Origin of the sequence: Mycobacterium sp. UNC410CL29Cvi84 (assembly GCF_000686745.1) — a bacterium.
Classification (GTDB): Bacteria; Actinomycetota; Actinomycetes; order Mycobacteriales; family Mycobacteriaceae; genus Mycobacterium; species Mycobacterium mucogenicum_B.
Genome location: NZ_JMLM01000011.1, coordinates 127,226 through 138,970 on the forward strand (window position 1 = coordinate 127,226; position 11,745 = coordinate 138,970).

General features: G+C 67.0%; 11 protein-coding genes. 8 read left to right on the forward strand and 3 right to left on the reverse strand.

Features of this window, described 5'->3' with window-relative positions; genetic code table 11:
• Positions 1-15: 15 nt before the first annotated feature.
• Positions 16-297, reverse strand: a complete 282-nt coding sequence (locus tag BR47_RS0116825; protein ID WP_231388095.1) for a WXG100 family type VII secretion target — start codon at positions 295-297, stop codon at positions 16-18.
• A gap of 2 nt (positions 298-299) precedes the next feature.
• Positions 300-1,127: a WXG100 family type VII secretion target gene (locus BR47_RS34035; RefSeq protein WP_051634855.1), complete on the reverse strand. Its 828-nt coding sequence runs from the start codon at positions 1,125-1,127 to the stop codon at positions 300-302.
• 92 nt (positions 1,128-1,219) lie between these two features.
• On the opposite strand from BR47_RS34035, the gene BR47_RS0116835 reads away from it, so the two are divergent.
• The 3 genes from BR47_RS0116835 (at position 1,220) to secA (ending at position 5,722) form a co-directional block, all read left to right on the forward strand.
• A complete protein-coding gene (locus BR47_RS0116835; RefSeq protein ID WP_029120221.1) occupies positions 1,220-1,849 on the forward strand; it encodes a ComF family protein in 630 nt (209 codons plus the stop codon).
• A gap of 343 nt (positions 1,850-2,192) precedes the next feature.
• Positions 2,193-2,825: a ribosome hibernation-promoting factor, HPF/YfiA family gene (hpf, locus tag BR47_RS0116840; RefSeq protein WP_020102940.1), complete on the forward strand. Its 633-nt coding sequence runs from the start codon at positions 2,193-2,195 to the stop codon at positions 2,823-2,825.
• Positions 2,826-2,953: 128 nt separating this feature from the next.
• Positions 2,954-5,722 carry a preprotein translocase subunit SecA gene (gene secA, locus BR47_RS0116845; protein ID WP_029120222.1) on the forward strand — a complete coding sequence of 923 codons (2,769 nt, stop codon included), beginning with the start codon at positions 2,954-2,956 and terminating at the stop codon, positions 5,720-5,722.
• A gap of 5 nt (positions 5,723-5,727) precedes the next feature.
• On the opposite strand, the gene BR47_RS0116850 is transcribed toward secA, so the two are convergent.
• Positions 5,728-6,228, reverse strand: coding sequence for an Rv3235 family protein (locus BR47_RS0116850; RefSeq protein WP_036427525.1), 501 nt, complete (start codon positions 6,226-6,228; stop codon positions 5,728-5,730).
• A 181-nt stretch (positions 6,229-6,409) separates the two neighbouring features.
• Here BR47_RS0116850 and BR47_RS0116855 point away from each other — a divergent pair, with 181 nt between their 5' ends.
• From BR47_RS0116855 to BR47_RS0116875, 5 genes are all read left to right on the forward strand, one after another.
• Positions 6,410-7,822: a WS/DGAT/MGAT family O-acyltransferase gene (locus BR47_RS0116855; protein WP_029120224.1), complete on the forward strand. Its 1,413-nt coding sequence runs from the start codon at positions 6,410-6,412 to the stop codon at positions 7,820-7,822.
• Positions 7,822-8,655 (forward strand): polyphosphate kinase 2, encoded by an 834-nt coding sequence (gene ppk2, locus BR47_RS0116860; RefSeq protein WP_020102944.1) that lies wholly within the window; start codon positions 7,822-7,824, stop codon positions 8,653-8,655. Before BR47_RS0116855 ends, ppk2 begins: the two co-directional genes overlap by 1 nt.
• Before the next feature lie 6 nt (positions 8,656-8,661).
• Positions 8,662-9,159, forward strand: coding sequence for a DUF6912 family protein (locus tag BR47_RS0116865; protein WP_090562365.1), 498 nt, complete (start codon positions 8,662-8,664; stop codon positions 9,157-9,159).
• An 85-nt stretch (positions 9,160-9,244) separates the two neighbouring features.
• Positions 9,245-10,387, forward strand: coding sequence for a ferredoxin reductase (locus BR47_RS0116870; RefSeq protein WP_029120226.1), 1,143 nt, complete (start codon positions 9,245-9,247; stop codon positions 10,385-10,387).
• Between the two features lie 93 nt (positions 10,388-10,480).
• Positions 10,481-11,734 (forward strand): fatty acid desaturase family protein, encoded by a 1,254-nt coding sequence (locus BR47_RS0116875; RefSeq protein WP_020102947.1) that lies wholly within the window; start codon positions 10,481-10,483, stop codon positions 11,732-11,734.
• Positions 11,735-11,745 lie beyond the last annotated feature (11 nt).

Sequence of the window (11,745 nt, forward strand, 5' to 3'; positions counted from 1 at the left end):
CCCCGTCGACCGCGACTAATCCCACATCTCTCCGTTTCGGGAGGCGGCGTCGGTGTAGTTCTTCTTCGCCCCGGCCAGAACGCCCTTCAACTTCGTCAGCTGCTCGTTCATCAGGCGAGCGCCGTCCTCCCACTGCTGCTGAAACTGGGCCTGGGCGTCCGAGGCCTCGCCATGCCAGGTCGCGTGCAACACCGCCATCGCCTGGTCGACGTCCTCCAAGACTTCTTGGACGGTTTTCCCGAACTGCTCCAGATGGGTGATCGCGCCCTCCATGGCCGCGAAATCGACGACAAGCACGCTCACACTTCCCGGCCGTCAGCGGGTCGCGTCTGCGGCCGGACTGGATGTGACTCACCGGGCGTTGTGACATCGGGCGGGCCGTCGACGACGGGAGCTTTCAATCCAGGCTGCTCATCCGAAGGCCCTGCAGCGCCCTCGGATTCGCCGTCGCGATCGTGCTCGGCCTTGTCCTTCTCGTCCTTGTCCCTGTCGTTTTCGTCTTCACCGGCCTTGCCTTCGTCGGCAGCATCCTTGCCGGCGGACTCCGCGCCACCTTGCTGGCCCTGCGCCGCGGCTTGGGTCGCGGCCTGCACGATCCCGGTGGCCAACTGAGCGGCCTGGCCGGCGGCCCCGGACAACCCGCCGGCCGCCTGACCGACCTGTCCCAGCGCGCCAACCATCTGCTGGGCCAGACTCGCCAACTGCTCGGCTCCACCAGCGCCGCCAGACGAACTACCAGACGCGGCGGCACCTGCACCCGAACCGGAACCAGCACTGGGGCCCGAACCACTGCCGGAACCACCGCCGCCGGCAGCACCACCGCCGCCTCCCATCGCCGATCGCAACGCTCCCGCGCTGTCGGAGTCGGTCTTGGCGTATTCCTTGCCGGCCAGCGACAGCATGTCGCCCATCGACTGCAACCCGCGCACGACCTGGCCCGCGCCGTTGTGCCAGCCGTCCCATGCCGTCCCGAAAGCTGTTGCCGCGCCACCTTTCCAGCCCGACCCCAACAACTGGGTGGTTTCCAGATCCACGCTGGACAGTGCGTCCTGCAGTTGCTGCGCCGCGTCTTTGAACCGTTGCGAGGCAGCCGTCAACGCCGACACCTCAACTTCGAGCCGCCCCATCTGCCCCCCATTCAGTTGATTCCCAGGATATGGCCAGAATCGGGGACGCACCGACACCAACTGGTGTCGTACCCCCGAGTCATGCTGACCCCATGCTCGACCTGGTCCTGCCCGTCGAATGCGGTGGCTGCGGTGCGCCGTCGACCCGCTGGTGTCCGGCCTGCGCGGCGGAACTGACCGTCCGCCCCGACGAGCCGCACGTCGTCTCGCCGCGGGAGGACCCCGGGGTTCCGGTCTTGGCGCTCGGGCGCTACGCCGGGGCCAGACGACGGGCCATCGTGGGCCTCAAGGAACACGGCCGAACAGACCTCGTCGTGCCGCTGGCCGACGCGGTCGCCGCGGCGCTGCGGACCCTGATGGTCTGGGGCCTGATCGTGCCGCCGCTGACGGTGGTGCCCGCGCCGACCCGGAGCCTGGCCGCCCGACGCCGCGGCGGCGACCCCGTCGCGAAGATCGTCCGCGCCGCGGCCGCGGGTCTACCGGGCGTGACGGTGGAACCGGCGTTGGCGATGCGGGCCTTCACCAGAGACTCCGTCGGACTCTCCAGCGCACAAAGACAGCGCAACATCCGGGGCCGGGTGCGGCTGCGTTCTCCGGTGCGCGGGGAGGCGGTGGTGTTCGACGACGTGGTGACGACGGGTACCACGGCAGCCGAGGCGGTTCGGGTCCTGCAAACATCCGGAACGCAGGTGGCGGCGGTGCTCGCAATAGCACACGCGTGAGCCTCTGGGCGGTGCGACACGGCCGGAGCAGTACCTACATCAACTCGATATGAAGTTCTCAAAACCGGTATGCGAAATCGGTGGCACGACTAGGTGAACTCGGACTACCGTCGGCTGCAACCACCCGTGAAGCCTCACGGCGGTACCGACATATTCACTCGGTACCAAATCGCTGACAGCGGTAGGAGGTGAGTACTCAACACCTTGCGCCGGGCTGCGGCGACTTGCAGACCCGCTCGGCGCGTAGTTCAGACCGTGTGCAAGAAGAGACACACGTGCACTGCGAGAGAGAAGCGAGTTGCTAAGCATGACAACCCAATCCGTGGATTCTGCCCGCTCGACCATGTTTGCCGACGATGCCGAGCCTGCGCCCGAACCGCACGCCGACGTCGTCGTCAAGGGCCGCAACGTCGAGGTCCCCGAACACTTCCGCATCTACGTTTCCGAGAAGCTCGCTCGATTGGAGCGCTTCGATCGCACCATCTACCTTTTCGACGTCGAACTCGACCACGAGAAGAACCGGCGCCAGCGCAAGAACTGCCAGCATGTCGAGATCACGGCACGCGGGCGCGGGCCGGTCGTTCGCGGCGAAGGCTGCGCGGACAGCTTCTACGCCGCCCTCGAATCGGCCGTCGGCAAACTCGAGAATCGGCTCAGGCGCAGCAAGGACCGTCGCAAGATTCACTACGGCGACAAGACCCCGGTGGGTCTGGCCGAAGCGACGTCCATCGTCCCGCCCGAGGATCTGCCCGAGGTGCCGAACCAGGCGGCCACCGCCGAGGTCGATGACCACGTTCCGGGCCAGGTGGTCCGCGTGAAGGAGCACCCGGCCAACCCGATGACGGTCGACGACGCGCTGTACGAGATGGAGCTGGTCGGACACGACTTCTTCCTGTTCCATGACAAGGAGAGCGACCGGCCGACGGTGGTCTACCGCAGACACGCCTACGACTACGGATTGATCCGCCTGTCCTGAGTTTCCAGTGCTGCGCCCCCGGCCGAACCGCCGGGGGCGCACTCTTATCTGCCGATTCCCCCGGTCACCTACGATGGTCACGTCTAACCCGCTGACGTATATCCGTTCCAGACCCACAGGGGAAAAGCGTGCTGTCGAAGTTGCTCCGCATCGGTGAAGGCCGCATGGTCAAGCGCCTGCAAAAGGTCGCCGACTATGTCAACACCTTGTCCGATGACGTCGAGAAGCTGTCTGACGACGAGCTGCGCGGCAAGACCGAAGAGTTCAAGAAGCGCATCGCCGACGGCGAGTCGCTCGACGACCTGCTGCCCGAGGCCTTCGCCGTCGCCCGCGAGGCGGCCTGGCGCGTGCTGGACCAGCGTCACTTCGATGTTCAGGTGATGGGTGGTGCCGCGCTGCACTACGGCAACGTCGCCGAGATGAAGACCGGTGAGGGCAAGACCCTGACCTGTGTGCTCCCGGCCTACCTGAACGCCCTCTCGGGCAAGGGCGTGCACGTCGTCACCGTCAACGACTACCTGGCCAAGCGCGACAGCGAGTGGATGGGCCGCGTGCACCGCTTCCTCGGCCTGGAGGTCGGGGTGATCCTGTCGCAGCTGACGCCGGAAGAGCGTCGTGCCGCGTACAACGCCGACATCACCTACGGCACCAACAACGAGTTCGGCTTCGACTACCTGCGCGACAACATGGCGCACTCGGTCGACGACATGGTGCAGCGCGGCCACAACTTCGCCATCGTCGACGAGGTCGACTCGATCCTCATCGACGAGGCCCGTACCCCGTTGATCATCTCGGGCCCGGCCGACGGCGCGTCCAACTGGTACACCGAGTTCGCGCGCATCGCGCCGCTCATGGAGAAGGACGTCCACTACGAGGTCGATATCCGCAAGCGCACCATCGGTGTGCACGAGGCGGGCGTGGAGTTCGTCGAGAACCAGCTCGGCATCGACAACCTCTACGAGGCCGCCAACTCGCCGCTGGTCAGCTACCTGAACAACGCCATCAAGGCCAAGGAACTGTTCCAGCGCGACAAGGACTACATCGTCCGCGACGGTGAGGTCGTCATCGTCGACGAGTTCACCGGCCGCGTGCTGGTCGGCCGCCGCTACAACGAGGGCATGCACCAGGCCATCGAGGCCAAGGAGCACGTCGAGATCAAGGCCGAGAACCAGACCCTGGCCACCATCACGCTGCAGAACTACTTCCGCCTCTACGACAAGCTGTCCGGTATGACGGGTACCGCCGAGACCGAGGCCGCCGAGCTGCACGAGATCTACAAGCTGGGCGTGGTGCAGATCCCCACCAACCGGGCCATGATCCGCCAGGACCAGTCCGACCTGATCTACAAGACCGAAGAGGCGAAGTACATCGCCGTCGTCGACGACGTGCAGGAGCGCTACGAGAAGGGCCAGCCGGTCCTGATCGGTACCACCAGCGTCGAGCGCTCGGAGTACCTGTCCAAGCAGTTCACCAAGCGCCGCATCCCGCACAACGTGCTCAACGCCAAGTACCACGAGCAGGAGGCGAGCATCATCGCCGAGGCCGGCCGGCTGAAGGCCGTCACGGTCGCCACCAACATGGCCGGTCGTGGTACCGACATCGTGCTGGGCGGCAACGTCGACTTCATCGCCGACGCGCGCCTGCGCAAGCGCGGCCTGGATCCGGTCGAGACGCCCGAAGAGTACGAAGCGGCCTGGCACCAGGAGCTGCCCAAGGTCAAGGAGCTGGTCGAGGAAGAGGCCAAGAAGGTTCGCGAGGTCGGTGGCCTGTACGTGCTGGGCACCGAGCGGCACGAGTCCCGCCGTATCGACAACCAGCTGCGCGGCCGCTCCGGCCGTCAGGGCGACCCGGGCGAGTCCCGGTTCTTCCTGTCGCTGTCCGACGAGCTGATGCGCCGCTTCAACGGCGCCACCCTCGAGGCGCTGCTGACCCGGCTGAACCTGCCGGACGACGTGCCGATCGAGGCCAAGATGGTGACCCGCGCGATCAAGAGCGCGCAGACCCAGGTCGAGCAGCAGAACTTCGAGGTCCGCAAGAACGTCCTCAAGTACGACGAGGTGATGAACCAGCAGCGCAAGGTCATCTACCGCGAGCGCAAGGCGATCCTCGAGGGTGAGGACGTGCAGGACACGGCCCACAAGATGCTGGTCGACGTCGTCACCGCGTACGTCGACGGCGCCACCGCCGAGGGCTACGCCGAGGACTGGGACCTGGGCAAGCTGTGGGACGCGCTCAAGACGCTGTACCCGGTGGGCCTGGACTACCACAACCTGATCGACTCCGACGCGGTCGGCGAGCCCGGCGAGCTGACCCAGGACGAGCTGCGCGACGCGCTGATCGCCGACGCCGAAAAGGCCTACGCGAAGCGCGAAGCCGACCTGGAGGCCATCGCCGGTCCCGGTGCCATGCGGCAGCTGGAACGCAGCGTCCTGCTGAACGTCATCGACCGCAAGTGGCGCGAGCACCTCTACGAGATGGACTACCTCAAGGAAGGCATCGGTCTGCGGGCCATGGCGCAGCGCGACCCGCTGGTCGAGTACCAGCGCGAGGGCTTCGACATGTTCACGGGCATGCTCGAAGGGCTGAAGGAGGAGTCGGTCGGCTTCCTGTTCAACGTGCAGGTCGAGGCTCAGCAAGCGCCGCAGGTGGCCCCGGTCGCCGCGCCGCAGGGGCTCGCGCAGTTCGCCGCGGAGGCCGAACAGAACGCCGCGCAAGAGCAGGCCGCGCCGGCCGCGTTGCGCGCCAAGGGAATTGAGGACAGGGCTCCGGCCATGACCTACAGCGGTCCGGCCGAGGACGGGTCCGCGGAGGTTCGTCGCGAAGGTGGCCGGCACGCGGTCGGCCCGGGCTCGCGCCGGGAACGTCGCGAGGCCGCGCGCAAGCAGAAGCGGCGGTAACCCGCTCAACCCAGCTGCAGGGCCACGAATTGCCAACGCCCACCCAGCATTTCGATGCGTCCGGCGGCGGCGTGCAGGCGTGGCCCGCGGCTGAAGGTGGCGAACACCTCGACAGCCGTGGGCAGCCCGTCCTGTTCGCGGGCGGTGCGTAGCCGCACGCGGCGCAGCGCTGCCGTGCCGTCGGTCCGGGTGTGGCGGGGCCACGACGACATGGCGTCGAACAGCGTGGCGGTGACCAGTGGCCGCAGCTGCGCCATCGGCCGGCGACGGTCGCTGACCTCCAGGACCCGGCGCAGTGCGGCGTCGGCGAACATCAGCGCGGCGCTGGGCGGCGTGACCTCGAGCCGAGATTCGACGGGGGATGCGGTGACGCGGCCGGGTTCGGGATCGGCCACCACCTGCAGCCGGTTTGGCGCCCGGACCGTCGCGCCCGTCTCGATCGGCGTGGGCTCGTAGTCGACGATCGGCGCGGTCAGGTCGACGTCGATGCGGGTCGATGCGGTCATGAAATCTCTCCAGCGGTCGGTCAGGTGCATGAGACGCATCTGCTGGAGAGTCGCAGACGGGTAAATCATCGCACCGGTTTCACCAGGTGCTCGACGCCAATTCGCCGATCCGGTGCTGCGGGGGACCGGTCCCGGGGATACCGTGACGGGGTCGTTCAGGAGGTGAAGGGGGAGCGGCTGCATGGTGACCCGGTTGTCGGCGTCGGACGCGTCGTTCTACGGGCTGGAAGACTCATCGACACCCATGTACGTCGGGACGCTGTCCATCTTGCGGCGACCGCGAGCCGGCCTGAGCTACGAGACGCTGCTGGCGACCGTCGAGGCCCGGCTCCCGCAGATCCCGCGCTACCGGCAGAAGGTCCGCGAGGTCACCCTTGGCCTGGCCCGGCCGGTCTGGGTCGACGACCGCGACTTCGACATCACGTATCACATCCGGCGCTCGGCGCTGCCGTCTCCGGGCAGTGATGCCCAGCTGCATGATCTGGTGGCCCGGCTGGGCTCGCGGCCGCTGGACAAGACGCGGCCACTGTGGGAGATGTGCCTTGTCGAAGGGCTTTCCGACAATCGCCTGGCGATCTACACCAAGACCCACCAGGCGCTCGTCAACGGCATGACGGCGCTGGAGATCGGGCACGTCATCGCCGACCGGACCCAGAAGCCGCCCGAGTTCGGCGAGGACATCTGGATCCCGGGCCGCGAGCCCAGCGACGCCTCGCTGCTGCTGGGCGCAATCGGGGAGTGGATCACCCGCCCGACGGCGCAGTTGGCCGCCGTGCAGTCGGCGGCGGCGGACATGATCTCGAGCACCGAACAGTTCGTCGAGGCCGGCCGGCGGGTCATCGACATGGCGCGCACGCTGGTGCGGGGTACCGCACCGAGCAGCCCGCTGAACGCGACGGTGTCGCGCAACCGGCGGTTCACCGTCGCCAAGCACGAGCTGGAGGAGTACCGCCAGCTGCGGACGCGCTTCGAGTGCGACGTCAACGACGTCGTGCTGTCGGTGGTGACCGGCGCGCTGCGGAACTGGCTGATGTCCCGCGGTCAGTCGGTGTCGACGGGCCTGACGGTGCGGGCCATGGCGCCGATGTCGGTGTACCCCGAAACCGACCACCTCGAGACCGCCGGCCCTGGGCAGGCGATCAGCGAGGTGACGCCGTTCCTGGTCGACCTGCCGGTGGGTGAGAACAACGCGCTCGTGCGGCTGTCCCAGATCGCGCACGCCACCGAGACGCAGGCCACCACGACCACCCCGGTCGACGCGCGCACCATCGTCACGCTGTCGGGCTTCGCGCCGCCGACGCTGCACGCCATGGGCACCCGCGTCGCGACGAGCTTCCCGGCGCGGCAGTTCAACCTGTTGATCACCAACGTGCCGGGCGCGCAGAAGCAGATGTACGTCGCGGGCACCAAGTTGCTGGACACCTACGCGGTGCCGCCGCTGCTGAACAATCAGGTGCTGGCGCTCGGCATCACGTCGTACAACGGCAGCCTCTACTACGGCATCAACGCCGACCGTGAGGCCATGAGTGACGTCGACGTGTTTCCCAGCCTGCTGCGCGAAGCGCTCGACGAGCTGCGGGAGGCGGCACGCTGATGACGTCGAAAAAGCGGACCCGCAAGATCCCCAACGATGTCTACGAGGCCGAGATCTTCCGGCTGCAGACCGAGCTGGTGAAGCTGCAGGAGTGGGTACGTGCCACCGGCGCCCGCATCGTCATCGTCTTCGAGGGCCGCGACGCCGCGGGCAAGGGCGGCACCATCAAGCGCATCACCGAATACCTGAGCCCGCGCATCGCCCGGGTCGCGGCGCTGCCCGCGCCGAGTGACCGGGAACGGGGCGAGTGGTACTACCAGCGCTACATCGCGCACCTGCCGGCCAAAGGCGAGATCGTGCTGTTCGACCGGTCCTGGTACAACCGGGCCGGCGTGGAGACGGTGATGGGGTTCTGCACCCCGCAGGAACATGCACTGTTCCTGCGGCAGACCCCGATCTTCGAACAGATGCTGATCGACGACGGCATCATCCTGCGCAAGTACTGGTTCTCGGTGTCCGACGCGGAACAGCTCAAGCGGTTCCGGTCGCGCCTGAACGACCCCGTCCGGCAGTGGAAGCTCTCGCCCATGGATCTCGAGTCGGTGTACCGCTGGGAGGACTACTCCCGGGCCAAGGACCAGATGATGGTCCACTGCGACACCCCGCAGAGCCCGTGGTTCGTCGTCGAATCGGACGTGAAGAAGCACGCGCGGCTGAACATGATCGCGCACCTGCTGTCGACGATCCCGTACACCGCGGTCGACCACGCGAAGGTCGAGCTGCCGGAGCGTCCGGTGGTGACGGGGACGTACGTCCGGCCGTCGCGCGAACTCACCACCTATGTGCCAGATCACGTGGCCGAGCTGATGGGCGATCCCGAGAAATCCCTCTAGAGTGCCCTGGTGCGCGTCTACATTCCGGCGACCCTGGCCATGCTCACGCAACTCGTGGCAGACGGGGTGATGCCGGCCCGCAGCGGTACCGCGTTCGCGGTGACGCCGACCCTGCGTGAGGCGTACGCGCACGGCGACGAGGACGAGCTGGGCGAGATCGCGCTGCAGGAAGCGGCGCTGGCGTCGCTGCGGCTGCTGGCCGGCGAGGAAGCCGGATTGCCGCCGCGGCGCGCGGTACTGGAGGCCGAGGCCGACGACGTGACGGTGCGCCCCGATCTGGACGACGCGGTGGTGCGCCTGGCCGGGCCCATCAAGCTGGCCGACGTGATCGCGGCGTACGTCGACAACTCGGCGGCTGAGCCGGCGGTGCTTGCTGCGGTGGCCGTCGTGGACGCCGCCGACCTCGGTGACGAGGACGCCGAGCTCACTGTCGGAGATGCTCAGGATCATGATCTGGCGTGGTACGCCGCTCAGGAGTTACCGTTTTTGTTGGAGCTGCTGTAGCCCTTGCGCCTGGCCTGCAGGGGTAGCTACTTGCGCGTAGGTTACGGTACCGTAGGTTAGGACGACCAACCGAGCGGGAGTGAACGTGGCCAAGAACACCATCAAGGTCTCGGCCAATGTGGTCGACACGGTGCGGCCCAAGGTTGCCGGCGCCAAGGAGCGGCCGGGCTGGCACGCGCTGCGCACCCTCGTCGGGCGCATCACCACGCCGCTGCTGCCGGACGACTACCTCAAACTGGTCAATCCGCTGTGGTCGGCGCGCGAACTGCGCGGCAAGGTCGTCGACGTCCGACGGGAAACCGAGGACTCGGCAACCCTGGTGATCAAGCCGGGCTGGGGCTTCTCGTTCGATTACCACCCAGGCCAGTACATCGGCATCGGCCTGCTGGTCGACGGCCGCTGGCGGTGGCGTTCGTACTCGCTGACCTCGAGCCCTGTGGAATCGCGCGGTGACCACACCATCACCATCACGGTCAAGGCCATGCCCGAGGGCTTCCTGTCCACCCACCTGGTCGGTGGCGTGGCGCCCGGCACCATCGTGCGGCTGGCCGCGCCGCAGGGCGAGTTCGTCATGTCGGACCCCGCGCCGGGCAAGGTGCTGTTCCTGACCGCAGGGTCGGGCATCACCCCGGTGATGTCGATGCTGCGCACCCTGGCGCGCCGGGACCAGATCACCGACATCGTCCACCTGCACTCGGCCCCGACGGCGGCCGATGTCATCTTCGCCGACGAGTTGGCGAAGCTGGCCAAGGATCACCCGAGCTACCAGTTGCGCGTGCGGGCCACCCGGACCGAGGGACGCCTGGACCTGTCCAAGCTGGACGAGGAAGTCGCCGACTGGCGGACGCGCGAAGCGTGGGCGTGTGGCCCGGAGGCCATGCTCCACGACGCCGAGCGTGAGTACGAGGCAGCGGGACTCGGGGTGCGGCTGCACCTGGAGCGCTTCGCGGCATCGCGGGCTGCAGTCGAGGGCACCGGTGGTTCGGTGACGTTCGAGCGCAGCGGAAAGACCGTCGTCGCCGACGCGGCGACATCGCTGATGGAGGCCGGCGAACAGGCCGGTGTGCAGATGCCGTTCGGCTGCCGGATGGGTATCTGCCAGTCCTGCGTGGTGGGTTTGCTGGAGGGCCACGCGCGGGATCTGCGGACCGGAGAGGAACGGGAACCCGGAAGCCGGGTGCAGACGTGCGTTTCGGCTGCGGCCGGCGACTGCGTGCTGGATATTTAACAAAACCGCAGATCTGGGAAATATAGAATTTGCTGTCTAGCAACCTACGGTTGAGTAGGTTACGCTAGCGTAGGTAACTGGAAGGAGGTCGATATGGCAGTCACTGACGTACCTGAGTTCGCGCACCTGACCGAAGCCGATATCGAGGCTCTGGGCGTTGAGCTGGACGCGATCCGGCAAGACATCGAAGAATCCCGCGGCGTCCGCGACGCCCGGTACATTCGCCGCACCATCGCGGCACAACGTGCTCTCGAAGTGGCCGGCCGCCTGCTGCTGTTGCGCAGCTCGAAGCGGGCGTACTGGTGGGCCGGGGCAAGCACCCTGGGCGTGGCCAAGATCGTCGAGAACATGGAGATCGGCCACAACGTCATGCACGGCCAGTGGGACTGGATGAACGATCCCGAGATTCACTCCTCGACGTGGGAGTGGGACATGAACGGGGTCTCCAAGCACTGGCGGTTCACCCACAACTTCATGCACCACAAGTACACGAACATCCTCGGGATGGACGACGATGTGGGCTACGGCCTGCTGCGCGTCACGCGTGACATCAGGTGGAAGCCGCACCACCTCTTCAACCTCGGGTTCAACACCGTCCTGGCGTTGTTGTTCGAGTGGGGCGTCGGTCTGCAGCACCTGGAGCTCGGCAAGATCTTCAAGGGCCGTGACGACCGCAAGGCGACCATGATTCGCGTGCGTGAGTTCAGCACCAAGGCCGTGCACCAGCTGACCAAGGACTACGTCGCGTACCCCGCGCTCACGTCCCTGTCCCCGGGTGCCACGTTCAAGTCGACGATGAAGGCCAACTTCCTGGCCAACGTCATCCGCAACGTGTGGGCCAACGCGGTGATCTTCTGCGGCCATTTCCCCGATGGCGCCGAGAAGTTCACCAAGACCGACATGGTCGGCGAATCCAAGGGCGAGTGGTACCTGCGCCAGATGCTGGGCAGTGCCAACTTCAACTCGGGTCCGGTGCTGCGCTTCATGAGCGGCAACCTGAGCCACCAGATCGAGCACCACCTGTACCCGGACCTGCCCAGCAACCGGCTGTACGAGATCTCGATCCGCGTTCGGGCGCTGTGCGAGAAGTACGACCTGCCCTACACCACCGGGAACTTCCTGGTGCAGTACGGCAAGACGTGGCGCACCATCGCCAAGCTGTCGGTGCCGGACAAGTATCTGATCGACACCGTCGACGATGCCCCGGAGACCCGGAGCGAGCGGATGTTCGTCGAGCTCGACGAGAGCTTCGGCGCCGTCGACCCGGCGACCGGCAACAAGCGCGGTCTGAAGACGGCCATCGCCACCGTGCGTGGTCGCCGTCGGGCCAAGCGCGCCGCCGCCTAGCAAGTTCGGTG